Below are 22,720 nucleotides of genomic sequence, written 5' to 3' on the forward strand. Positions count from 1 at the left end.
TCAGGCCGCCCGCGATTGATTCAGCGTGAATGCAAGCAGGTCGCCATCGGTCGGCTCGCCCCAGGTCTTTTGCGCAAGCCAGTCGAAAAACGCCGTTTCTGCCAGCTTGGATTCGAGCCCGCGCTTGCGCCAGTCGTCACGCAGATGCGAGCCCATTGTCGGCAACACTTCCGACTCGAACGACTCGCGCGCCACCTCGCGCTCCGCGTCGCCCTGCTCCTCGTACAGCACCTTCGCTTCCTTGCGGCGGAACGCAGCGAATTCGCTCAACAACCGTGCCTTCAGATCGTCCGGCTGCGCCGACACCGCCTTTGCCGACGGCGTGGAAGGCAGCGCATCGACGGACTCGACCGGCGGCGCATACCCCTTCTTCAGCGCATCCTTGAACAACGCGGGCGCGCTGCGCACCGGCGGCAGCGTCGTGCTACGCATCCGCTGCTCGGTCATCTGCAGCGCCGCGCGAATCCGGTTTTCCTCGCTGTCCGCGTAGAGCGTCTGCGCTTCCTTGAGCGGAATCCCGAGCTTCACCATCCGGTCGACCAACGTACTGTCGAACACGTTCGGATGCTCGTCGAGCGCGAGCATCGGCTGCTTGCGTTCGGTCACACGGAACTGGATCTCCGCGACTCGCCGCCCTTCGCGATGCTCGATCAACTCGACGAAGATGTTCGTGACCGCGTTCACCTCGGCGATCGCCGGGCGCAGATAGTCGCGCTTGAAATACTTGTACTCGCGCTTCGCCTCGTCGCCTGCTTCAGTATCGGGCGTGCCCGACAGGATCGGCCGCCACCATTCCCACGGCTCGCGCATCGTCAGGTGGCTCGGGTTCGTCAGATAGCGCACGCAGATCTCGTACAGCGCGAGGCCGGCGCTGCTGCGCAGCTGGCTCTGAAACTGCAGGCTCAGACGCGCGTATTGAACCGGATCGAGTAGCTTCTTCTTGATCTTCGGCGCGAACGAGAATTCAACCCATACCCGACGAGTAGCCGGGTCCTCGAGAATTTCCGCATCGGCGATCAACGTCGAGATCCCCCACTTGCGGCCAGGCTTCTGGCTCGACGTGCCGGTGCTCCATTCGACCTGCACCGACACCATGCGGCGCAGGTGTTCCTTCACCAGTGCAGTGTCATTCGAATCGAACGCGGAATTGGCGACGATGTCCGACAGCAGCGCGCGATAGGTGTCGCCCGAGTCGTCGGCCTGCTGCGCGACGGCGAGCAGCACGTTGAACAGCTTGCGGGTCAGGAGCGTGATCTTGCCGCTCTTCGGCTGAATTGCGATCGCCTCGACGGCCTTCCGCAATTCGGCTGAACTGGCACTCACCACATCCACATCGGTCTTCTTGGCGCGCTTCGTGGCCATGCGTCGGGTCGGAGGAGAAGTTTCACGGAAGGATAGCGCCTGTGGTGATGTGCGTCCAGAACGACATGCTCACCGTTGCCGGTGAAGTGCGCGTGCGAAACAGCGCTCACCCCAACCCACTCCCGAAAATCCTCACCGGTCCGGATTTACGGCGTTTCCGACGCATCCAGACGTGTCGCGGGATGCGCGGATTCACAGATTTTCGCCTGTGCCGGACCCGTGCGGAACTTGCTCCCGTATCAGCTCACCTTTCGATTTGTCGTAATTTTGCGACTGTACGGCGACACGCCGGCCATCGCATGCCGTCACTCGTCTGTGCCGTCCTGTATGCATGTACAGGCAGGATGGTGCCCGCGATTGCGGCCAGGTTTGCCGTGTACGAACACAGGCTCAAAAAGCCGTTGGCCGTAGGGACGACAGCGATTTCGCGCGCCGGCGCGCATTGTACAGCGCCTAGCAAGCAGCCAATCCCGAAAATTCTCACCTTACCGGCTCGATAAGCTGTGACGCGAGCACCCGGAATCCCGCGCCGCACGCGGTGCCGGCACAGCTGGCCTCCCGAAAAAGCTCACCTTATTGGAAAAAACGGCGCCGTAGCAGCCCGAGAAACGACTCCCGAAAAATCTCACCGTAACCGGCGCGGTATCAAAAATGTCAATCGCATCCGATACTTATGCGCGGATGGCCGCGACGCGGGCCCGGCGCTTCTCTCCCCGAAAAGCCTCACCTTTGCGGCATCCACAGCGACGCAACACCTGTGCGAGGATTCCCGAAAATCCTCACCTGTGCCCAAGAGTGGCACAGCGGAAATTGGATTTCTGCCCCTTCCGGCGGGCTTTTCAGCGAATTCGACTGGTCGGTGCTCCCGTAAAGCCTCACCTGTGCACAATTTTTGCGCACAGAGGTCCCCCGAAAACCCTCACCTTTCAACCGAACGGCGCGCTGTGATCTACCTCCCGAAAAAGCTCACCCTAGTGAAACCGGCCTCGGCGAACGGGCAGTTTATCTCCCGAAAACCCTCACCTTCCTGCCGTCGATGGACCTCCACTGCACTTTTACTGTGCAAAATGGCGGTCCGTTCCCGGAAATCCTCACAGCAAATCCTGGTCCAGTCCCGCGAAACCTCACCTTTGGCCTAAAGTGCCCAAAAGATAGGCAGAATCGGGGCACGAAGGAGGTCCCGCAAATTCTCACCTATGTCTGCACAGGCAGAAAACTGTGCGCGTAGGCACAGCGCGGGTTGTACGGCTGTGGTGTCCCGTAAACCCTCACCGTTCGGGAATCTCGTGTTTTACTGTGATCCCGAATCCGCTCACGACCTTTCCTGTATCGGCTCACGCAACTTCCCGAACCCCATCACTTCAGCTCCCGCAGAAGATCACCTTGGTTCCCGTAAAACTTCACCTTATCGGCTGGAAACCCTTGATACGTAAGGCTGTGCCGTGGCGTTAACGTTTTTAACTAAGGGTTCAAGGGTGTTTACTTCTAATACTCTCAAGACATCGGTCACCGAGTTTTCCACAGATACCCCAACGCCTGAACACCGATCGGCTACGATGACGATCGCGATGTGAAACAAATGCCCTTTTTTCGTGCTTGCCAGAAAATCCTTTGGGAACAATGGATTAGGCAACTTTCTTCGCTTTGTTTCACGAAATCCGGCCATGGGATCGCCGGGACCGGCTCACGCATGCGGTTTCCAGCCACAGCGACGTAAATGCGCCACAGTCGACGGCAATCGGTATCAAAAAATACGTATTTCGTTATGATCTCAACATCTCAATGTCTGTGAGTGTTGTCATGACGCTGGATGAAATGCGGGAAGCTATCCGTGGTGAGCTCGAATCCCTGCGCGCAAGCGGCGCGCGCCGCCAGGAGTTGTCACTCCATGCGTGCAAGCGCCTGTTTTTCGACCTCGGTATCCGGCCGTCGGCCGCCAGCGTTCGAGATCTCACGCAGACGGGCAGTGCGAGCGACATCCCGAAAGATATCGATCACTTCTGGGAGCGGATTCGTTCCGCGTCTAAAGTCCGGCTCGACGGCGCGGCCATCCCGAAAGCGGTAGAGGAAAAGGCGGGAGCATTGCTCGGCGCGTTATATGAAGAAGCATTGAAGGCGGCACGGGAAAGTCTCGATGTCGACCGGGAGCAGGTCCGCGCGGGCATAGCCGATGCGGAACAGCGATTGCGCGACGCCACGGTCCGCCAGGAAACCCTTGAAGCGGCGCTGGCTCGCAGTGAAACCCGCAACGATCAACTGCAGGCCCGCGTGACCGAACTCGAAGTGCAGCTTGCGTCGCAATCGACGCACGGTTCGGCAAACGAAGCAACGCTGCTCACCACGGTCGCCCGGCTCGAAAAGGAACTGGCCGCGATGGCAGGCCGCGTCGACGTCGAACAGACACAGAATGCCGCGCTGCGCGAGCGAATCGATACGCTGCAAGCCGAATTGCAACAGCGAACCGAGCACTACGCGCAGCAAATCAAGGATGCGGTGGCCGAAGCCGAACGCCGCGTGAAGCCGATGCTTGTCGAACTGGACTCGCTGCGCAGCATGGCGTCGACTTACCAAAGCGGATTACGCGACGTGCAACGCAAGGAATTCGATTTTCTTCAGCAATTGAGCGCAGCCAAGACACGTGCCGACCGGCTCGAGGAACAGTTGCGCACGCAGAGCGACGAACTCGAACGCGCGACGCGCGATCTCCATGCGCTGCAGGCCAGCCGCGGCATGAATCCGGAAATTTCGGCGCTGATTCGGCGTCTGGCCGACGCCGGTCAACTCGACGCAGCAGCGTTTGCAGCGATCGGTACGTCGATGGACCACGACACGCCGGTACCGAACCAATGTCCACGTTGTGACGGCGAACCAGAACTTTCGCATGGCGCTGACGGGTTCGAAGTGTCTTGCCCCGAATGCGAACATGCGTCGGGACCTTGGCCGTCCCGATTCGAAGCGGTCGCGCGCTTTACTCACGACTGACGCGTTGACGCGCACAGCGATCACACAGGTGAGACTTTCCGGGAAGCTTGAGGTGAGGTTTTTCGGGAGCTGCGAAACGGTGAGGCCACATCGCACAAGGCTGCTCACGGATCATGTCGTCGTGAGCAGCCGACGCCGCATCAGTGAGTTTCGTCCAGATCCGGTGCGTCACCGTTCGTGAGACTTTCCCGCCAGTTTTTCCATGCGCGGTGCAGGCGGTTCGACGAGATCGGCCGCATGAAGCCGAGCCATTTGCCGACGCGTTCGGGCGGCACGTCGTGTTCAAACAGTTCGGCTGCATAGGTGTTACGCAGCGTTTGCGGGCTCGCGCGTGCGGTGCGCGACGATGTGAGCCCGGCGGATTCGACGATCGCATCGATCGCGCGCAACATCGTTGCCTTGTGCATTGGCCGCCCTGTGTGGGATGCCGGAAACACGAGTTCTCCCGGAATCTCCTGGCGCTTGCGCTCAACGAGCCACGCTTCAAGCAACGCGATCGCAAATGAAGCAAGATGGGTTTCGCGCGCGAAATCGGGATGCGTCGACGGGATCTGCAGCGACGTTCCACTCGTATTGATGCAACTAATTGTGAGCACGCGCGCTTCGCCGGTTTTCACGCCGGCACCGAGAAACGCGGCGACGAGCGCACGGTCGCGGCGTTCTTTCCAGTACGCGGCGCCGGATACACCGATCGGCGAGAACAAGTAGGCCAGCAATTTCGCGCGCTCGGCCGGCGTGAGGAAGCCGGTCGGCTCGTTGTCTCGCGCCTGACGCCAGTTCGCTTCGCCATCCTGAGCAATGAAGCGCGCAGGGTTGGTGGATGCGAGCTCGGTGCGGCGGATATGGTCGAGAACGCGCTCGATCAAACGGAGATAGCGCATGCGCTGGGTTTTCCGGATCGGAAGCTCGGCGACGAAGTTCGCGATTGACGCGGTGTCGACCGTGGCGAGATTCTTCTGATGCGCGCGCAGCCACGCGAGAAACGCCCCCCATTGGGCGCGGTAGACGTCGGCCGATGAGCGGCGGTAGTCCTGCATCGCGAGCCACGCATCGAATGCGGTTTCCGGCGACAAGATCCAGTCGGAGGCGCCGCGGTCGAACAGATCTTTTTCTTCTGGACGAGCCGGCGTGTCGAGTGACGTAGGAGGGGACATGGTATTTATTCCGTTAGTTGCGTATATGGTAGCCCTTTGCGCAACATCGCGGGCGGCGACACTGCAACGGTCCGCCGCCGGTTTTGGGAATGTCGACGCGCGGCGTCAGTCGCCCCAAGCCTTCGACGGACGATGCGTTCGCTCGCGGGGCGCAGCTTCTTGCGAATCCGCGGCCGCTTCATACGCGAGAACCGCGAACGAGAACACGGCGGGCAGCGCATTCGACCGGCCGAAGTCGATCGGATCGTCCGTTTCGGGGAAAGTCATGTCCGACGGCCGTTCGAACAGTTGGCGCATGCCCGCGTCGTGCCGGCTTGCAAAGCCGAGATCGGCGAGCGCTTCGGCTTCGATCGCGTGCAGCAGACGCCACGACAGCGGCACGCGCTGACGAATGTAGCGCGCGGCAATGTGGCGAACGATCAGTTCGAGGTCGTGCGCGGCAGCCTTGAAGCTGAGCGCGGCCAAATCTTGTTCTTCTGTCATTGCAGGCTCCTGTCGACCGCCGCAGCGCCTCGGTGCGCCGCAGCGGCCAATGCATGGCGGAATGTCCGTATACTGTACAAATATACAGTTATTTCCGCAACTGGCCGTTCGGCCAGCTAGGCGCCGCGTCAACGATGAATCACGATCAGCAGTGCACGCGCCTCGGCTTTGCCGGGGTTGCGGATCGCGTGCGGCGTGTCGGCCGGGTAGCGCGCGGTATCGCCGGCCTTCAGGCGTCGGCTGGCCGCTGCGGCTTCGATTTCCATCGCGCCTTGCAGCACGGTCAGGTGCTCGCGTGTTCCGGGCTCGTGCGCGTTCGATACGAGCGCGCCGCCGCCCGGAAGCGTCAGCTCGTACCACTCGAACTTGCCGGCCAGGTCGATCGGGCCCCATACGCGCAGCTGGTAGCGGCCGTCGTGGCCGGCGAGCGTCGGGATGTCGTGCGGGCCGTCCACGCGGATCGTCTCCGGCGCTTTCGGCTGCGAGAACAGTTCGTCGAGGGTGATGCCGAGCGCGTTCGTGAGCCGCCACGCAACGGCGATCGTGGGGTTTGCCTTGTCGCGCTCGATCTCGGAGAGCATCGACTTCGACACGCCGGCCGCGCGCGACAGGTCGTCGAGCGTCAGCTTGCGCTCGTTGCGCAGGCGCTGGATTTGCTCGCCGACGCGAGGCGGCGTCACGCCCGGCGGCTGCGGTGCGGCGCCGGCGGGCGTGCGCCGCGACGCGGAGGAACTTGCCATTTGGTTTCCGTTCGCTTAGAGTTGTTCGATATTCCGAATTCTAGTTCGGAATATCGGATAAATGCGGTCAATCGAACGACCGACTATAACAGTAGCAGGCCGCCGCGCCGCTGCCACGAGCGGCGCGCGTCGGCATGCGAATCCCTGTCAGGAGCTTTGCGATGCGTGATGCCTTTCTCGCCCAGGTGCGCGGGACGCTCGACCAGATCCGCGCGGACGGTTTTTACAAGACCGAGCGCGAGATTGCGAGTCCCCAGGCGGCGGCCGTGCGGCTCGCCGGCGGTGCCGGCGTGCTGAATTTCTGCGCGAACAACTATCTGGGTCTGGCGAACGATCCGCGCCTGATCGCCGCGGCGCAGGCCGGGCTGGATCAGGACGGCTTCGGCATGGCATCGGTGCGCTTCATCTGCGGCACGCAAACCGTGCACAAGCAGCTCGAAAGCGCGCTCGCGTCGTTTCTGGGCACCGAGGACAGCATTCTCTATTCGAGCTGCTTCGACGCGAACGGCGGCCTGTTCGAGACGCTGCTCGACGAGAACGATGCGGTGATCAGCGACGAGCTGAACCACGCGAGCATCATTGACGGCATCCGCCTTTGCAAGGCGAAGCGCTTCCGCTACAAGAACAACGATTTGTCGGACCTCGAGGCGAAGCTGAAGGAAGCCGACGCCGCCGGCGCGCGCCACAAGCTGATCGCGACCGATGGCGTGTTCTCGATGGACGGCATCATCGCCGATCTGAAAGGCATCTGCGACCTCGCCGATCGTTACGGTGCGCTCGTGATGGTCGACGATTCGCACGCGGTCGGCTTCATCGGCGCGCATGGCCGCGGCACGCCCGAGCACTGCGGCGTCGACGGCCGCGTCGACATCATCACCGGCACGCTCGGCAAGGCGCTCGGCGGCGCATCGGGGGGCTACGTCGCGGCCCGGCGCGAGATCGTCGAACTGCTGCGCCAGCGTTCGCGTCCGTACCTGTTCTCGAACACGCTCACGCCTAGCATTGCCGCTGCGTCGCTGAAGGTGCTGGAACTGCTCGGCAGCGACGAAGGCGCGAAGCTTCGCGAACGCGTGCGCGAGAACGGCGTGCGGTTCCGCGAGCAGATGACCGCTGCGGGCTTCACGCTCGTACCGGGCGCGCATCCGATCATTCCGGTGATGCTGGGCGACGCGCAGCTCGCGACGAACATGGCCGACAAGCTGCTCGCCGAAGGCGTCTACGTGATCGGCTTCTCGTTCCCGGTCGTGCCGCGCGGCCGCGCGCGGATCCGCACGCAAATGAGCGCCGCGCATACGCCCGAACAGATCGATCAGGCGGTCGCCGCGTTCGTGCGCGTCGGCAAGTCGCTCGGCATCGTCTGACGGAGGCGCGAACATGAAAGCACTGGCAAAGCTCGAACGCGGCCCGGGGCTCACGCTTACGCGCGTGAAGCGCCCGGAAGTCGGACACAACGACGTGCTGATCAAGATTCGTCGCACGGCGATCTGCGGCACCGACATCCACATCTGGAAGTGGGACGACTGGGCGCAGAAGACGATTCCCGTGCCGATGCACGTCGGTCACGAATACGTCGGCGAGATCGTCGAGATGGGGCAGGAGGTGCGCGGTTTCGAAATCGGCGATCGCGTGTCCGGCGAAGGCCACATCACGTGCGGTTTCTGCCGCAATTGCCGCGCCGGGCGGCGGCATTTGTGCCGTAATACGGTCGGCGTCGGCGTGAACCGCGAGGGTGCGTTCGCCGAATATCTGGCGATTCCCGCGTTCAATGCGTTCAAGATTCCGCCCGAGATTTCCGACGATCTGGCGTCGATCTTCGATCCGTTCGGCAACGCGACGCACACGGCGCTGTCGTTCAACCTCGTCGGCGAGGACGTGCTGATCACCGGCGCCGGCCCGATCGGGATCATGGCGGTCGCGATCGCGAAGCACGTCGGCGCGCGCAACGTCGTGATCACGGACGTCAATGACTACCGGCTCGAACTTGCGCGGAAGATGGGCGCGACACGCGCGGTCAACGTGGCGCGCGAATCGCTGCGCGACGTGATGGCCGATCTGCGGATGACGGAAGGCTTCGACGTCGGCCTGGAAATGTCGGGTGTGCCGAGCGCGTTCACGAGCCTGCTCGAGGCGATGAACCACGGCGGCAAGGTCGCGCTGCTCGGCATTCCGCCCGCGCAGACGGCGATCGACTGGAACCAGGTGATCTTCAAGGGGCTCGAGATCAAGGGCATCTACGGACGCGAGATGTTCGAGACCTGGTACAAGATGGTCGCGATGCTGCAAAGCGGCCTCGATCTGTCGCCGATCATCACGCATCGCTTCGCGGCCGACGATTACGAGAAGGGCTTCGCCGCGATGCTGTCCGGCGAAAGCGGCAAAGTGATTCTCGACTGGACGGTCTGAGTGTCGAAGGAGCGGCCCGGCGTTCTTTGCCGGCCGTTCCGCTCGCATCGGCTCGTGTGTTTGCCGGAGCTGTCAGCTGCGGCAAGCGCTTGAGGTGAGGATATTCGGGAGCCGTGATTGCGCGCCCGACGAAGGCTCGATCTCGCTGTCGCGACGTGCTTCGGCGGCACTCAATCGGCGGCGAACGGTTACGCGTTGACTGTACGCGCGCGATCGAGCCAAAGCGGCCCGCACCCATCGGTGACATCACATCGCGCACGCAGCTCACCTGTCAGCGGGGCTCCGCCGATGCTTCGCTCGCGTCCTTTGACGCGGGTCTTTCTTCTCATCCTTCCGTATCCGCTCGCCACGTTCGACTGGCAAGCGCGTGCCGCGTGATCGGAGGCTCGCGTGACGGACGTACACGTGTTTCCGCGACAACACAGCGACGGATGATGCATATCGCATTGCACCCTCCGACGTGAGGCTATCGATCACTCGCGATCTCACCTTTCCATCATGCATGTACCCCGGTCGGTGCGGTGTCGGCGATCGAAGCCGCTCACCATTCAGCTCGTATCGTCCGGGCTCCCGATGCACTGACGCGCCGGGGTTGCGGGCATCTCGAGCCGATCTTGACCGGTTTGCCGCAGAGACACGCAACCGTCGCGAGTCCGTGCCGTGCCGCATCCCGTTATGTGCCGCACGCGCCCCCGCGGCCGCAACGTGAGGTGACGAAGCGCCCCGGCCTTCACGTCACCGCTTCGGGCATGAGGCCGCCGCCCGACATTCGCCCTCCATCCGACAGGGCTTTTACACATCCGCGTTGACGAGGGAGAACGATCGTTCTACCGTAAACGCATGAACTCACACGACGATCCCTCAACCGAACCGGTCGTTCGCGACCGGCTGCTCGACGCGGCGGAAGCGCTGATCTACTCCGGCGGTATTCATGCGACCGGTGTCGATGCGATCGTGAAACGCTCCGGCGCCGCGCGAAAGAGCTTTTATTCGCATTTCGAATCGAAGGAAGCGCTGGTCTTGGCCGCGCTCGAGCGGCGCGACGAACGCTGGATGCGCTGGTTCGTCGACGCGACGCTTGCGCGGGGCAAGTCGCCGCGTGCGCAATTGCTCGGCATGTTCGACGTGCTGCGCGACTGGTTCGTGCAACCGGACTTTCACGGTTGCGCGTTCCTGAACGCGTCCGGCGAGATTGCCCGCGCCGACGATCCGGTGCGCGTCGTCGCGCGCATGCACAAGGCGCGCTTGCTGGCGTTCGTGCGCGAGCGGTTCGACGCGTATGCCGACGCAGTCGCGCTCGAGCGCCGCGGGCTGGCTCGCATTGCGCGTCAATGGCTGGTGTTGATCGATGGCGCGATCGGCGTCGCGCTCGTCAGCGGCGACGCAACCGCCGCGCGCGATGCGCGCGCCACCGCCGAACTGTTGCTCGATGCGGTGTCTCGAGCGCAGAAGGAGTAGCACGTCCCAACCGGTTGCGCGCGTGCGCGGCCGGAACCTTGCTCAGGAGCATTCCATGTCCGCTTCCCCGGAAGTTCGCCCGCCCGTTCCGCCCTTCACGCTCGAAACGGCACGCCAGAAAGTGCGCGCCGCCGAAGACGCATGGAATACGCGCGACCCGCAGCGCGTGTCGCTGGCCTACACGCCGCAGAGCCGCTGGCGCAATCGCGCGGAGTTCGTGACGGGCCGCGACGAGATCGTCGGCCTGCTGCAGCGGAAATGGACGCGCGAGCTTGACTATCGATTGATCAAGGAGCTGTGGGCATTCGGCGGCAATCGCATCGCGGTGCGGTTCGCATACGAATGGCACGATGACGCCGGCAACTGGTTTCGCTCATATGGAAACGAGAACTGGGAGTTCGACGAAAACGGGTTGATGGCGCATCGCCACGCGAGCATCAACGACCTGCCGATTCGCGAAGCGGATCGCCTGTACCACTGGCCGCTCGGTCGTCGTCCGGACGACCATCCGGGCTTGTCCGATCTCGGCCTCTGACGTGCGCGATGACGACGCCCGACCGCGCTCGATGTCACGCCGTGCGCGGGGGCAGCGTTCAATGGTGAGGAAATACGGGAGCCGCGTGCTGAGGTGAGTGTTTTCGGGAGAACAGCGTTTCGCACGGAACGGTGTGACGCTTCGCGTCCTGCTTCTCACCGATCATTCTTCGCAGGAAACGGCGCGATTGCGCTGATGAAAGCACCGCGCATTGCCGTGGGCGCTGTCGCGTCGCGAACATGCACGTATGAACCCGCATCGAAGGCGACACGATGGCGTCGCATGCCGAATGCACGATGAAGTCCAACCGGTGTGTGTCGACGCGCGATGCAACTCACCGCTCGGCTTCGACGTGATGCGTTTCACATCGATGCATCACCGTGACGAAACCTGACGTGCCGCGTCCGAACGACATGACATGCAGAACCGGCATCGCGCGGCGCATCGAATTCGACAAAGGTGTGCGGCGCTCCGTCGTGTTCACACTACTGAACACAACGTGCATCGATGCCGTCTCCGCCGCGCACCTTTCCCGTTCGAGTGTCAGCCGGCGATCCGCGCAGCGATCGCTTCGCCCACTTCTTGCGTTCCGGCCTGACCGCCGAGATCGCGCGTGCGCGGGCCGGCTCGCAGTACGTCCTCGATCGCGGCGACGATCGCGTCGTGCGCTTCGCGTTCCGGCCCCGCGCCGTTGCCGAGGAAGTCGAGCATCATCGCCGCCGACCAGATCATCGCGATCGGGTTTGCGATGAACTGCCCCGCGATGTCCGGTGCGGAGCCATGCACCGGCTCGAACAAGGACGGAAACGTACGATCCGGGTTCAGGTTCGCCGACGGCGCGATGCCGATCGTGCCCGTGCATGCCGGGCCGAGGTCGGACAGGATGTCGCCGAACAGGTTCGACGCGACGACGACGTCGAAGCGGTCCGGCTGCAGCACGAAGCGCGCGCACAGGATGTCGATGTGCTGCTTGTCGACGGCGATCTCCGGATAGCGCTCGGCCATTTCGGCTGCGCGGGCATCCCACCACGGCATGCTGATCGCGATGCCGTTGCTCTTCGTCGCGACGGTCAGGCGCTTCGCGCGGCGCTGCGCGAGCTCGAACGCGAACTTCAGCACGCGTTCGGTGCCGTGCCGCGTGAAGATCGACTGCTGCATCACGACTTCGCGCTCGGTGCCTTCGAACATCGTGCCGCCGACCGACGAATATTCGCCCTCGGTGTTTTCGCGCACGATCATGAAGTCGATGTCGCCGGCGCGGCGGCCGGCGAGCGGCGACGGCACCCCGTCGAACAGGCGCGCGGGCCGCAGGTTGATGTACTGATCGAACTCGCGACGGAATTTCAGCAGCGAGCCCCACAGCGAAATGTGATCGGGCACCGTGTCGGGCCAGCCGACCGCGCCGAACAGAATCGCGTCCATGCCCGACAGCTGCGCCTTCCAGTCGTCCGGCATCATCTTGCCGTGCTGCGCGTAGTAGTCGCAGCTCGCCCACTCGATCTGCTCGAACTCGAACCGGATGCCGAAGCGCGCGGTGACGGCGTCAAGCGCGCGCAGGCCCTCGGGCATCACTTCACGGCCGATGCCGTCACCGGGGATGACGGCAATCTTGTACGTCTTGTCGCTCATGCGAGTCTCCTTGGCTGGTTGGGCCGCTGGCGGCGTGCGCAGCGGAACATGACGTCATTCTATTTATTTCCATTCGGATTAAAATCGCGGAAAAGGTTAATCAACTTTCCACGAATCGTGAATAAATCGCCGAATCTCGACGACCTGCGTGTGTTCAGCCTTGTCGTTCGCTTGGCGAGCTTCAGCGCGGCCGCCGAGCAGCTCGCGGTGTCGCCCGCGTACGTGAGCAAGCGCATCGCGTTGCTCGAGGCGCAGCTCGGCACGCGGCTGCTGCATCGCTCCACGCGCCGCGTGACGGTCACGGAAGCCGGCGAACGCGTATTCGCGCGCGCCGAGAAGATTCTCGACGACGTCGATCATCTCGTCGAGGACGTGTCGACCACGCGCACGGTGCCGCGCGGCACGCTGCGCATCTCGACCAGCTTCGGCTTCGGCCGGCATGTGATCGCGCCGGCGCTGCAGGACTTTTCCGCTCGCTATCCGCAGCTGAACGTGCGGCTCGATCTGTTCGACCGGCTCGTCGACGTCGCGGGCGAAGGCTACGACGTCGACGTGCGCATCGGCGACGAAATCGCCGACCATCTGATCGCGCGTCGCCTCGCCGCGAACTACCGCGTGCTGTGCGCGTCGCCAGGCTATCTCGCACGCCGCGGCACGCCGCGCACGCTCGCCGATCTCGCATCGCACGACTGCCTTGCGATCAAGGAGCGCGATCATCCATTCGGTGTATGGCGGCTGAACGTGCGCGGAGAAACGGCGACGGTGAAGGTCGGCGGCGCGTTGTCCACGAACCATGGCGAAGTGGCTGTGCAATGGGCGCTCGCCGGACGCGGGATCGTGTTGCGTTCGATCTGGGAAGCGGGGCCGCTGATCGAACGCGGCGAGCTGCGTCGCGTGCTGCCGGATGCGATTCAGCCGGCGAACATATGGGCGGTGTATCCGGAGCGCGTCGCGGCGTCGGCGAAAGTGCGCGTATGCGTCGACTATCTGGCGGAGACGCTCGCCGGTCTAAACGCCGCAGCAAGCGACGACGCGGGCTGACATCGGGGAAAGGTGAGCTTTTACGGGGGCACGTGATTGGCATCGGCGCATGCCCGTTTTTTTGCGACTTGCCGCCGCGTTGCCGGTGCAACGGCCTGCGGTGGGCAGGGATGCACTGCCCGCCGCGAAGCGCCTTTCAAGTAGACGATGGTATCGGCCGGGCACCCTGCGCGCAGCTCCACGCTGCGCGCCCACTGCCCGCGACGCAAAGTTCAACACCGCACATTAACGCCCCTTACGCCACGCTCTGCACGCCCAGCATCAGGTCGAGATTCTGCACGGCCGCACCGGACGCCCCCTTGCCGAGATTGTCGAACACGGCGGACAGCAGCACCTGACCGTGCTCTTCATTGACGAACACGCCGAGCTGCAGGTCGTTCGTCCCGTTCAGTGCTTGGGGATCGAGATGCGTGATCGCGCGGGTGTCCGCGAGCGGCATGACGTCAACGTGGCGCGCGCCCGCGTAATGGTGCGCGAGACACGCATGCAGCATCTCACCGGTCACGCTAGCGGACAAAAGCCGCAGCTCGATCGGCACGGTCAGCACGATGCCCTGCCGATAGGCGCCGTAGGCCGGCACGAACAGCGGCCGATGCGCGAGCCCGACATGCTGCCGGATTTCCGGCACATGCTTGTGTGCAAGCGCGAGGCCGTAGACCTGCAGCGGTTTCGCGCGGGCAGCGTCGCTCGATTCGAACGCGTCGACGGCGGCCCGGCCGCCGCCCGAGTAACCCGACACCGCGTGAATGCTCACCGGATAGTCGCGCGGCAACAGGCCGGCTTCCCGCAGCGGCCGCAACAGGCCGATCGCGCCGGTCGGATAGCAGCCCGGATTGCTCACGCGCCGCGCGCCGGCGATGGTCTGCGCGTGTCCGGCGGCCATCTCCGGAAAGCCGTACACCCATTCGGCGTCGGTGCGATGGGCGGAACTCGCGTCGATCACGCGTACCGCGGGATTGCGGATGAAGCCGACCGCTTCGCGTGCGGCGGCGTCGGGCAGGCACAGGATCGCGATATCCGCCGCGTTGATCGCTTCGGCGCGCCGCGCGGGATTCTTGCGAGCGGCATCGGGCAGTGTGACGAGCCGCAGATCGGTGCGATCGCGCAGGCGCTCGTGAATCTGCAAACCGGTCGTGCCCTGGTCGCCGTCGATATAGACAGTGGCGTGGCTCATGATCGTCGCGTTCCTCGTGTCGGAGATCGGGAAAGCCGTATCGTCCACCGAACGCATAGAATAGGAAAAGTTGAATTTCCTGATTAGAGGATTCAGCTTTTCTGAACGAGAGGTGGGAATGCGCGAGATCAGTCTGGATCGGCTGCGTACGCTGGTCGCGATCGCCGATCGGGGCTCGTTCGTCGCCGCCGCGCAACTGTTGCATCTTGCGCCGCCGACGGTCAGCCTTCATGTTGCCGAACTCGAAAGCCGCATCGGCGCGCCGTTGCTGTCGCGCACGCGCGGCAACGTGCGGCCGTCGGCAATCGGCGCGGTGCTGGTGGAGCGCGCGCGCCGTCTGCTCGCCGAAGTCGAAGCGACGCTCGACGACGTGGAGCGGCAAGTGCAGGGGCTGACGGGGCGCGTACGCCTCGGCGCATCGACCGGCGCGATCGCTCATCTGTTGCCGCAGGCAGTGGCCCGGCTTCGCGAACGGCATCCGGACATCGACGTGCAGATCGCGGTGCTCACGTCACAAGACACGCTCGCGCGCCTTGCACAGGGCACGCTTGACGTCGGGCTCGTCGCGCTGCCGCAGCCGGCGGTCGCGGGCTTGTCGATCCGCGCGTGGCGGCGCGATCCGGTGCTGGCCTTTCTGCCGGCGGACTGGAAACTGCCGGCCCGGGTGACACCGGCGTATCTGGCTGCGCGTCCGCTGATTCTCAACGATGCGACCACCCGCCTGTCGAGGCTGACGACGGAATGGTTCGCGCTGGGCGGCCACCGGCCCGAGCCGCGCATCGAACTCAACTATAACGATGCGATCAAGAGCCTGGTTGCCGCGGGCTACGGCGCGACGTTGTTGCCGCACGAAGCCGGCGCGCCGCTGCCCGATGCGCGCATTGTCACGCGGCCGCTGCGCCCGGCGCTGTGGCGGGAACTCGGTATCGCGCATCGGGCCGGCCCGGTCGAGCGGTCGACGCAGCACGTGCTCGACGCGTTGTGGGCGCTCGGCGTGCGATAGAAAATCGCGCCGGATAGCGACGCATCGGACGCGCCGCCGTGGCCGGCCGTTACAGCCGGTTGTCCTTCGCAAGCATCAGCACGCGGGCCCAGCGCTGCGCGTCGCGCTTGTCCATCATCGGCAGTTTCCATTCGCCGCGCTCCGTGTCGCGCACACGCACGACCAGATGCCAGCGGCCATCGATCGGCGCGGCTTCGCAGCCAGCGAGCTGCGACAGCGTATAGCGGCCGTCCGCGCCGTCGTGCGACATCCACAGCAGGCCTTGTGTCGCGGACACGCGCAGTTCTCCCCATGCGCGATGGACGATATGCGTCCAGCCTTGTTCCTTCGTGTTCGGGGCGATGTCGCGGCGGCGCCTGATCCACCACGCGGCCAGTGCGAGCACGATCGCGGCCGCGAGCACGGCGGCCGCGATCGCCACCGGTTGGCCGAACTGCGCGGCGATGACGTGAAACAGATGAACGGCGCCCCATCCAAGTGCGATGAGCGCAAACAGCGCAATGAAAATCGGCATGTCGAATCGGAAAAGAGAACGGACCGGCGCTGCGAGCGTCCCGGCCCGTTGCATGCGGCGTTACCGGTGGCGATGAATGTCGTGCGTGACGAAGCCCGCGTCATTGGTGGGGAGCGCGAGGCCGTCCTTGACGGCGAGCGTCTTGCGGATGTCGTCGAGACCGGCGCTCCAGTGGTCGCGCATCGTCGACAAACCGAACTGGTAGTCCTTGTAGTGGTGCTCGTACGCCTTCTGCTGATAGATCAGGTGCTGGATGTTGTACTTCTTCCCGCTCGACATCGCTTCTGCCTCGATGCACCAAGGGTCGTTCTTGCGCTGCTCTTCCGGCACCTGCTCGAGTACGTGGCGCAGCACGTTGCGGTAGCGCTGTTCGCGCTGCAGCGTGTCGGTGACGAAACGCGTGCGGCTCGAATACTGCACGTCCTTCGTGCGTTCCGCGACGTCGGCCATCGTGCGCGGCAGCGGGCCGCGCGCGCTCCACAGGTCGACCTGGAACGCGAGCGTGTCGCGGCGCGGCCGCGCGCGCAGCACTTCCATCAGCGGCGTGTTCGATACGACGCCGCCGTCCCAGTAATACTCGCCGTCGATCTCGACGGGCGGGAACGCGGGCGGCAGCGCGCCCGACGCCATGAAGTGCTCGGGCAGCAGGCGGATCCGCGAGTTGTCGAAGTACACGAAGTTGCCCGTGCCGACGTTGACTGCGCCGACCGACACACGCGTCTCGCCCGAGTTGATCCGGTCGAAATCGCAGAGCTTGAGCAGCGTCGCGCGCAGCGCGGACGTGTCGTACCAGCTGATTTTTTGCGGATGATCGGACACGCCCGGCAGCGGCGGCGGGAAGCGCGGCACGAAGAAACCCTGCTGGCCCTGCATCATCGCGCTCGCGGCCTGCGACGCGGTGAAGAATGTGCGAATCTGGTCAATGCTGTTGAACAGCGCGAATTCGAAGGCGGCCGGGATCGCGGGAAAGAACGCCGGCTGGCAGATCGTTTCCCAGAATTCGCGCAGCCGCTCGACGCGATGCTCGGGCGCATTGCCGGCGATCAGCGCGGTATTGAGCGCGCCGATCGAGATGCCGGCGATCCAGTCGAGCGGAATGCCTGCTTCGTGCAGCCCTTCGAATACGCCGGCCTGATACGCGCCGAGCGCGCCGCCGCCTTGCAGGACGAGCGCGATCGTTTCGTACGGCAGCGATCGCGCAGAGGCCGGTGCGCCGGCTTCGTGGTGCAGGTCCGCCGCATCGACGGCCTGCTTTTCTGTACGCGCGTGCGGTTTCATCAGTTGCTCCGAGAAATCCCGCCGTGGAGGGCGGAGACGCCGGGAGCAACGTCGGCCGACGGCGCTCCCGCGTGGAAATGAGCGAGGCCGCGGGAATTGCTTCCCGCGACGGACGCGGCGACGTTACTGCATGAACCAGCCGTGGCTGACGACGAACGACTGCCCCGTGAGCGCGGCACTCGGGAATGCCGACAGAAACAGCACCGTCTGCGCGACGTCCTGCACCGTCGTGAACACGCCGTCGACCGTGTTGCCCAGCATCACCTTCTTCACCACTTCCTCTTCGCTGATCCCGAGTTCCTTCGCCTGCTCCGGAATCTGCTTGTCCACCAGCGGCGTGCGCACGAAACCCGGACACACGACGTGCGAGCGCACGTTGTGCTTCGCGCCTTCCTTCGCCAGCACGCGCGCGAGGCCCAGCAGCCCGTGCTTGGCCGTCACGTATGCCGACTTCAGCGGCGATGCTTCGTGCGAGTGCACCGAACCCATGTAGATCACGACGCCGCCGCGGTCGTCCTTGTACATATGCTTGAGCGCGGCCTTCGTCGTCAGGAACGCGCCGTCGACGTGGATCGCCTGCATTTTCTTCCAGTCGGCGAACGAATAGTTCTCGATCGGATTGACGATCTGAATGCCGGCGTTCGACACGAGGATGTCGACCGAGCCGAACGTCTCGGCGACCTTGTCGATGCCACTGTTCACCGCGTCTTCGCTGGTCACGTCCATCGCGACGCCGATCGCCTTGCCGCCTGCCTTGTTGATCTCGTCGGCCACCGCATTCGCGCCGTCCTGGTTCAGGTCGGCGATCGCGACTGCCGCGCCCGCCTTCGCCAGCTCCAGTGCGATTTCCTTGCCGATGCCGCTTGCGGCGCCCGTGACGACTGCGGTCTTGCCATTCAGGTTGCTCATTTTGGATTTCCCGTGGTGAAAGGATTGACAGGGAGAAAGGACTGCCGACGTATCAGTATGGTTACTGGGCGAGGTAATCGTAGACGACTTCGCCGAGGCCCAGCGTGAGATCGGCGATGATGTGGCGCGCTTCGACGATCTCGAGCACCGGCAGGTCGGCTACCGGCGCGAGCGCATGCGGCGCCAGTTCCAGCGATGCGGGGCCGGTCCACGCGCCCTTCATCTTGATGTCCTGCATGTAGTAGCGCACCAGTTCGCATACGCGCGCGGTACCGTCGACGTGCGGGATGATCTTCAGCAGGAAGTTCGGGCCGGCGAGGCGCTTCGTCTGCTCGTCGATGTCGAGTTCCTTGTGCTTGTAACCCATCGTGCCGGTCGCGACGCGCACCTTCCCGTAGTCGAGCGTGCCGAGCAGGTGATCGGTGTTCACGTGCAGCGTCGGCGACGCGAGCTTCTTCGGGAAGCCCCACAACTCGCGGCCGCCGGCAATCGGCGGGTGATCGTCGAGATACATCGCGAGCGTATAGCCGCCGGCCTGGCCGTTGTATTCGACGGGGATCACCTGGCCGCTTTCGGTGTAGTCGCCGAAGCCGGTCGAATCGGCCATGCGAATGAATTCGTAATGGACGAGCGGCTCGGTGATCTGCAGCGGCTCCGGGACGATTTCGCGCAGACGGTCCGGATCGGTGCGATACGTGATGATCAGAAATTCACGATCGACGAAACGGTACGGCCCCATTGGAAATGCCGGGCTGGTCAACGGCATCGCAAACGCTTTCGATCGGACATCGCTCGTTTTCATGCGGACTCCTTTGTTGATCGCTTCGTGGATGAATGCTCGCAAGCTCGTAATCCTATGCCTGTGCGATGCCGTTGTGCGATGCCGCATATGGAATTAATTGTTGCCGATTTCGAATTATTTACCGGGCAATGTTGAGGCGATCGGTACGAAGGACACGGATGGCCGGGGAGCGCCCGATCCTCGCACGCTTCGATGACGCGATGATGTGAAGAAGGTGAGCCTTTACGGGACGCTTGGTGAGCTTTTACGGGAGACGGCTACGCGCCAGTGTGACAATTGTGTGAACTTGTGTTGCAGTGCGGGATCTAAGTGCGCTCGCGCGCAAGTCGGAGTCCACATCGCCGATCGGGCTGCGCATTAAGCGGCGCTTAAGCGAGTGAGCACTAGCATCGTTCGCGTCCGACCGGCCCGCCCGGTCTTGTCCCATCCTTACGCCCCACGCAACCTGATTCATGCAAAACCTCAATCTCATCCTGTTTTCCGCGATCAATGCCGGCAACGCGCCGCACCAGGGCATCGCCCGCGTCGCGATCTTCGCCGCCGACTGGCTCGTCTATGCGTTGCCCGCGATGTTGCTGTCGACCTGGATCTTCGGTGAGCGGCCGACGCGGCGCCAGGCGATCGAAGCCGGCCTCGGCACGTGCGTCGCGCTCGTACTCGCGCAGGTGATCGGGCATTTCTGGTTCTCGCCGCGGCCGTTCATGGCCGGCGTCGGCACGCAACTGATCCCGCATGCGCCTGACAGCTCGTTTCCGAGCGATCACATGACGTTCGCGTGGAGTCTTGCGATCGGCATGCTGTTCGCCGGCACCACGCGGCTCACCGGATACGTGATGATCGCGATGGCCATCGCGATTGCATGGGGGCGCGTGTACGCGGGCGTGCATTGGCCGTTCGACATGGTCGGCGGCGTGCTGGTCGGCACGGCCGGTGCGCTCGGCGCACACGTGTATGGGCAACGGGTCGTCGAACTGCTCGAACGGATCGGCGACGTCGTGCACGCGGTGATGATGGGGCGCGAACGTATGCCCTGAGCGCGGGAACGACGCGGGAGCGGATGCGCCGGACGCCGTCAGCCGGGCGTCTTGGCAGACTCCGCCGATGCCGAAGTGCCGCCGCCCGCATCGTGCAGTTCGGGCGTTTCGCCCGGCTGCCTTGCGGCGTCGCGCTCGAGAGAACTTTCCTTCAGGATCGCGCACATCGCGACGAATAGCGCGAGCACGACCGCTGCCAGGCCGCAATAGCCGGCGATTTTCAGGTTGCGAAGGAACGGCGAAGCGTGGCTTTCTTTTGTCATGACCTGGCGCTCCTGGGGGCTGCGGCGGCTGTCGCCCGACAGCGGCGTCGCAGACATACATATATACCAGCCGCCCCGCGGATGCCAAGCCCGCCGATGCACGGGGGGCCCTGTCCGTTCAGTCGTCCAGCGTTTCGTGCACGGCCGTTGCGCCCCGTTTCCAGTAGGCTGCCGCGCGGATCCGCGACTTGTCGATGCCGCGCTCGCCTGTCAGGTGCTGGCGCACCGCGCGCATCGACTGCGCTTCACCCGCCGCCCACACGTACCCGTCGCCGGACGACGGCAGCGGCAGTTCGCGCACGGCGCTCAGCAGCGCGTCGCCGTCGGCGGTATCGGCTTCGGCTCGAAAACGCCAGATCTCGTGCACGTCGGCGCGCGTGTCGAACGCAATCTGCGCGGTGCGATCCGCGACTTCCAGCACGACGGCCACACGCGCATTGGCCGGCAGCTGCTCGAGACGCCGCGCGATAGCCGGCAGCGCCGTATCGTCGCCGATCAGCAGGTGCCAGTCGAAATCGGTCGGCACGACAAACGAACCGCGCGGGCCGCCGATACCGAGCCATTGCCCCGCGCGCGCCTGTGCTGCCCATTGCGATGCGGGGCCGGGATGGTTCAACACGAATTCCAGATCGAGTTCGCACGCGGCGCGATCGAAGCGGCGCGGCGTGAAATCGCGGGCAACCGGTTTCGGCTGGCCTTCCGGAAACTCGGGGCCGTTCGCACCGAGCGTCGGCATCGTCGGCCGTTCCGCACCGGGCGCCGGGAAAAACACCTTCACGTGATCGTCGAACGACGACGATTCGAAATCCGCGAGGTCGGGGCCGCTCAGCGTGACGCGCAGCAGATGCGGCGTGACCGCATGCACGCGCACGACCTGCAGCAGGCGGAACTTCAGCGTATGGCGCACGCGGGTAACGGTGCGTTCGGGTGGGTTCTGCATGAATCCGTTCTCCTTGAGTGTGGACGGGCGCGCGCGTTACGCGCCGGTGCCGCCTTCGATTTCGGCCGTCGCGCGGCGCATGATCGCCGCGATGCGCCGTTGTTCGTCGGCCCCTGCAGCGCTCTTGTGGAGCAGTGCACGCTTCAGCGCGAGACGGGCCTCGACGAACTCCGGCAGCCAGCCGGACTGCGCGTCGTCCTGCGTGTCGCCGCCGGTCGATTCCCCGGCGAATGCGCGACGCATGAATTCCATCTTGCGCGCGAGATGCGTGAGGCGCGCGAACAGGGTGTCGACGCGCTCGCGCTGCGCGTCGAGATGCGCGCGGCCCGCGTCGGTCAGCGCATAACGCTTGCGGTTGCCTTCCGCCTGCGACACGACAAAGCCGACTTCCTCGAGATAGGTCAGCGCCGGATACACCATGCCCGGGCTCGGGCTGTAGAAACCGCTGGAGCGCGTGTCGAGCGCCTTGATCAATTCGTACCCATGGCTGGGCTGCTCGGCGACCAGCGCGAGCAGCAGCAGCTGGAGATCGTCGGAGCTGAACTGGCGGCCGCGCGGCATGCCATCGTCGCCGAAATCTCCAAAGCCGCCGCGTCCGCCGCGGCCACCGAACGGGCCGCCGCCGAATGGGTCGTGACCGCGGCGGTGGCGGCCGATCGCGTGCCAGAGACCGACGAACCAGTCGGCGCGCGTATGCGCGCCATGTCCGTCGCATCGGACATGGCCGCGGGAGGGGATGTGTCGCATGATCGAGTCCTATATATCGGAAAACATATCTAAAGATATATATCGAAAGATAGGGTGTCAAGGACGTTTATTGGGGCTCGATGGGGCGTGCATGCGACGTCCCGACGCTTTCGAAATACTCCGATTCATTATTGCGGGCACGCAGTCGAAAACTCATTACCGGCGTCACCCATATACGGGTATTACCCTACTACCGGGTTCTGAGTTCAATTAATTTTTTATGAAGGAGGAGATATCGGAATGCAAAATCCTATACTTCGGCCGTAGCT

The 22,720-nt window shown here is 64.1% G+C and carries 21 protein-coding genes; 8 read left to right on the forward strand and 13 right to left on the reverse strand.

Annotated features, from left to right (window positions below; all coding sequences use genetic code 11):
- Nucleotides 1-1,362, reverse strand: a complete 1,362-nt coding sequence (locus WK25_RS19500) for a replication initiation protein (RefSeq protein WP_040138956.1) — start codon at nt 1,360-1,362, stop codon at nt 1-3.
- Between the two features lie 1,800 nt (nt 1,363-3,162).
- Here WK25_RS19500 and WK25_RS19505 point away from each other — a divergent pair.
- Nucleotides 3,163-4,344 carry a DNA-binding protein gene (locus WK25_RS19505; protein WP_069242488.1) on the forward strand — a complete coding sequence of 394 codons (1,182 nt, stop codon included), beginning with the start codon at nt 3,163-3,165 and terminating at the stop codon, nt 4,342-4,344.
- 140 nt (nt 4,345-4,484) lie between these two features.
- On the opposite strand, the gene WK25_RS19510 is transcribed toward WK25_RS19505, so the two are convergent.
- The 3 genes from WK25_RS19510 to WK25_RS19520 all read right to left on the reverse strand — a co-directional run bounded on the left by WK25_RS19510 (nt 4,485) and on the right by WK25_RS19520 (nt 6,721).
- Complete coding sequence (locus WK25_RS19510; RefSeq protein ID WP_059548510.1) at nt 4,485-5,498, reverse strand: tyrosine-type recombinase/integrase; 1,014 nt, start codon at nt 5,496-5,498, stop codon at nt 4,485-4,487.
- A gap of 105 nt (nt 5,499-5,603) precedes the next feature.
- Complete coding sequence (locus WK25_RS19515; protein ID WP_040138959.1) at nt 5,604-5,981, reverse strand: DUF2471 family protein; 378 nt, start codon at nt 5,979-5,981, stop codon at nt 5,604-5,606.
- A 128-nt stretch (nt 5,982-6,109) separates the two neighbouring features.
- A complete protein-coding gene (locus WK25_RS19520; protein WP_040138960.1) occupies nt 6,110-6,721 on the reverse strand; it encodes a helix-turn-helix domain-containing protein in 612 nt (203 codons plus the stop codon).
- Nucleotides 6,722-6,882: 161 nt separating this feature from the next.
- On the opposite strand from WK25_RS19520, the gene WK25_RS19525 reads away from it, so the two are divergent.
- The 4 genes from WK25_RS19525 (at nt 6,883) to WK25_RS19540 (ending at nt 11,117) form a co-directional block, all read left to right on the forward strand.
- Nucleotides 6,883-8,082, forward strand: coding sequence for a glycine C-acetyltransferase (locus tag WK25_RS19525; protein WP_059548511.1), 1,200 nt, complete (start codon nt 6,883-6,885; stop codon nt 8,080-8,082).
- Nucleotides 8,083-8,095: 13 nt separating this feature from the next.
- Nucleotides 8,096-9,124, forward strand: a complete 1,029-nt coding sequence (gene tdh / locus WK25_RS19530; protein ID WP_040138962.1) for an L-threonine 3-dehydrogenase — start codon at nt 8,096-8,098, stop codon at nt 9,122-9,124.
- A gap of 840 nt (nt 9,125-9,964) precedes the next feature.
- Entirely contained in the window at nt 9,965-10,582 is a 618-nt protein-coding gene (locus tag WK25_RS19535) for a TetR/AcrR family transcriptional regulator (protein ID WP_069242489.1), read from the forward strand.
- Nucleotides 10,583-10,637: 55 nt separating this feature from the next.
- Entirely contained in the window at nt 10,638-11,117 is a 480-nt protein-coding gene (locus WK25_RS19540) for a DUF1348 family protein (RefSeq protein ID WP_027781811.1), read from the forward strand.
- Between the two features lie 543 nt (nt 11,118-11,660).
- Here the strand turns inward: WK25_RS19540 and WK25_RS19545 are convergent.
- Nucleotides 11,661-12,746 carry a tartrate dehydrogenase gene (locus tag WK25_RS19545; RefSeq protein WP_040138964.1) on the reverse strand — a complete coding sequence of 362 codons (1,086 nt, stop codon included), beginning with the start codon at nt 12,744-12,746 and terminating at the stop codon, nt 11,661-11,663.
- Between the two features lie 117 nt (nt 12,747-12,863).
- On the opposite strand from WK25_RS19545, the gene WK25_RS19550 reads away from it, so the two are divergent.
- Nucleotides 12,864-13,787, forward strand: coding sequence for a LysR substrate-binding domain-containing protein (locus tag WK25_RS19550; RefSeq protein ID WP_069242490.1), 924 nt, complete (start codon nt 12,864-12,866; stop codon nt 13,785-13,787).
- Nucleotides 13,788-14,022: 235 nt separating this feature from the next.
- Here the strand turns inward: WK25_RS19550 and argC are convergent, their stop codons facing one another.
- Nucleotides 14,023-14,961: an N-acetyl-gamma-glutamyl-phosphate reductase gene (gene argC, locus WK25_RS19555; RefSeq protein ID WP_069243470.1), complete on the reverse strand. Its 939-nt coding sequence runs from the start codon at nt 14,959-14,961 to the stop codon at nt 14,023-14,025.
- A 118-nt stretch (nt 14,962-15,079) separates the two neighbouring features.
- Here argC and WK25_RS19560 point away from each other — a divergent pair, with 118 nt between their 5' ends.
- Nucleotides 15,080-15,964, forward strand: a complete 885-nt coding sequence (locus WK25_RS19560) for a LysR family transcriptional regulator (protein ID WP_040138966.1) — start codon at nt 15,080-15,082, stop codon at nt 15,962-15,964.
- 49 nt (nt 15,965-16,013) lie between these two features.
- Here the strand turns inward: WK25_RS19560 and WK25_RS19565 are convergent, their stop codons facing one another.
- From WK25_RS19565 to WK25_RS19580, 4 genes are all read right to left on the reverse strand, one after another.
- Nucleotides 16,014-16,478: a hypothetical protein gene (locus tag WK25_RS19565; RefSeq protein WP_069242491.1), complete on the reverse strand. Its 465-nt coding sequence runs from the start codon at nt 16,476-16,478 to the stop codon at nt 16,014-16,016.
- A gap of 60 nt (nt 16,479-16,538) precedes the next feature.
- On the reverse strand, nt 16,539-17,756 hold the full coding sequence (locus WK25_RS19570) for a patatin-like phospholipase family protein (RefSeq protein WP_040138968.1): 1,218 nt from the start codon (nt 17,754-17,756) through the stop codon (nt 16,539-16,541).
- A gap of 123 nt (nt 17,757-17,879) precedes the next feature.
- Entirely contained in the window at nt 17,880-18,665 is a 786-nt protein-coding gene (locus tag WK25_RS19575) for a 3-hydroxybutyrate dehydrogenase (RefSeq protein WP_011881120.1), read from the reverse strand.
- Nucleotides 18,666-18,726: 61 nt separating this feature from the next.
- On the reverse strand, nt 18,727-19,467 hold the full coding sequence (locus WK25_RS19580; RefSeq protein WP_069242492.1) for an acetoacetate decarboxylase: 741 nt from the start codon (nt 19,465-19,467) through the stop codon (nt 18,727-18,729).
- 452 nt (nt 19,468-19,919) lie between these two features.
- On the opposite strand from WK25_RS19580, the gene WK25_RS19585 reads away from it, so the two are divergent.
- A complete protein-coding gene (locus WK25_RS19585; RefSeq protein WP_040138970.1) occupies nt 19,920-20,501 on the forward strand; it encodes an undecaprenyl-diphosphatase in 582 nt (193 codons plus the stop codon).
- A gap of 38 nt (nt 20,502-20,539) precedes the next feature.
- Here WK25_RS19585 and WK25_RS19590 read toward each other — a convergent pair whose 3' ends face one another.
- The 3 genes from WK25_RS19590 to WK25_RS19600 all read right to left on the reverse strand — a co-directional run bounded on the left by WK25_RS19590 (nt 20,540) and on the right by WK25_RS19600 (nt 22,451).
- The gene (locus tag WK25_RS19590; RefSeq protein WP_040140887.1) at nt 20,540-20,764 is read right to left on the reverse strand and encodes a hypothetical protein; all 225 of its coding nucleotides are present in this window, start codon (nt 20,762-20,764) and stop codon (nt 20,540-20,542) included.
- 118 nt (nt 20,765-20,882) lie between these two features.
- Nucleotides 20,883-21,704, reverse strand: a complete 822-nt coding sequence (locus tag WK25_RS19595) for a siderophore-interacting protein (protein WP_059548909.1) — start codon at nt 21,702-21,704, stop codon at nt 20,883-20,885.
- Nucleotides 21,705-21,740: 36 nt separating this feature from the next.
- Nucleotides 21,741-22,451: a PadR family transcriptional regulator gene (locus tag WK25_RS19600; RefSeq protein WP_069242493.1), complete on the reverse strand. Its 711-nt coding sequence runs from the start codon at nt 22,449-22,451 to the stop codon at nt 21,741-21,743.
- Nucleotides 22,452-22,720 lie beyond the last annotated feature (269 nt).

The organism is Burkholderia latens, from assembly GCF_001718795.1.
Classification (GTDB): domain Bacteria; phylum Pseudomonadota; class Gammaproteobacteria; order Burkholderiales; family Burkholderiaceae; genus Burkholderia; species Burkholderia latens_A.

Bases quoted from the DNA above. Each gene is read 5' to 3' on its own strand.
- WK25_RS19500 (WP_040138956.1), bottom strand. From the start codon at position 1,362: ATGGCCACGAAGCGCGCCAAGAAGACCGATGTGGATGTGGTGAGTGCC.
- WK25_RS19505 (WP_069242488.1), top strand. From the start codon at position 3,163: ATGACGCTGGATGAAATGCGGGAAGCTATCCGTGGTGAGCTCGAATCC.
- WK25_RS19510 (WP_059548510.1), bottom strand. From the start codon at position 5,498: ATGTCCCCTCCTACGTCACTCGACACGCCGGCTCGTCCAGAAGAAAAA.
- WK25_RS19515 (WP_040138959.1), bottom strand. From the start codon at position 5,981: ATGACAGAAGAACAAGATTTGGCCGCGCTCAGCTTCAAGGCTGCCGCG.
- WK25_RS19520 (WP_040138960.1), bottom strand. From the start codon at position 6,721: ATGGCAAGTTCCTCCGCGTCGCGGCGCACGCCCGCCGGCGCCGCACCG.
- WK25_RS19525 (WP_059548511.1), top strand. From the start codon at position 6,883: ATGCGTGATGCCTTTCTCGCCCAGGTGCGCGGGACGCTCGACCAGATC.
- tdh (WP_040138962.1), top strand. From the start codon at position 8,096: ATGAAAGCACTGGCAAAGCTCGAACGCGGCCCGGGGCTCACGCTTACG.
- WK25_RS19535 (WP_069242489.1), top strand. From the start codon at position 9,965: ATGAACTCACACGACGATCCCTCAACCGAACCGGTCGTTCGCGACCGG.
- WK25_RS19540 (WP_027781811.1), top strand. From the start codon at position 10,638: ATGTCCGCTTCCCCGGAAGTTCGCCCGCCCGTTCCGCCCTTCACGCTC.
- WK25_RS19545 (WP_040138964.1), bottom strand. From the start codon at position 12,746: ATGAGCGACAAGACGTACAAGATTGCCGTCATCCCCGGTGACGGCATC.
- argC (WP_069243470.1), bottom strand. From the start codon at position 14,961: ATGAGCCACGCCACTGTCTATATCGACGGCGACCAGGGCACGACCGGT.
- WK25_RS19560 (WP_040138966.1), top strand. From the start codon at position 15,080: ATGCGCGAGATCAGTCTGGATCGGCTGCGTACGCTGGTCGCGATCGCC.
- WK25_RS19565 (WP_069242491.1), bottom strand. From the start codon at position 16,478: ATGCCGATTTTCATTGCGCTGTTTGCGCTCATCGCACTTGGATGGGGC.
- WK25_RS19570 (WP_040138968.1), bottom strand. From the start codon at position 17,756: ATGAAACCGCACGCGCGTACAGAAAAGCAGGCCGTCGATGCGGCGGAC.
- WK25_RS19575 (WP_011881120.1), bottom strand. From the start codon at position 18,665: ATGAGCAACCTGAATGGCAAGACCGCAGTCGTCACGGGCGCCGCAAGC.
- WK25_RS19580 (WP_069242492.1), bottom strand. From the start codon at position 19,467: ATGAAAACGAGCGATGTCCGATCGAAAGCGTTTGCGATGCCGTTGACC.
- WK25_RS19585 (WP_040138970.1), top strand. From the start codon at position 19,920: ATGCAAAACCTCAATCTCATCCTGTTTTCCGCGATCAATGCCGGCAAC.
- WK25_RS19590 (WP_040140887.1), bottom strand. From the start codon at position 20,764: ATGACAAAAGAAAGCCACGCTTCGCCGTTCCTTCGCAACCTGAAAATC.
- WK25_RS19595 (WP_059548909.1), bottom strand. From the start codon at position 21,704: ATGCAGAACCCACCCGAACGCACCGTTACCCGCGTGCGCCATACGCTG.
- WK25_RS19600 (WP_069242493.1), bottom strand. From the start codon at position 22,451: ATGCGACACATCCCCTCCCGCGGCCATGTCCGATGCGACGGACATGGC.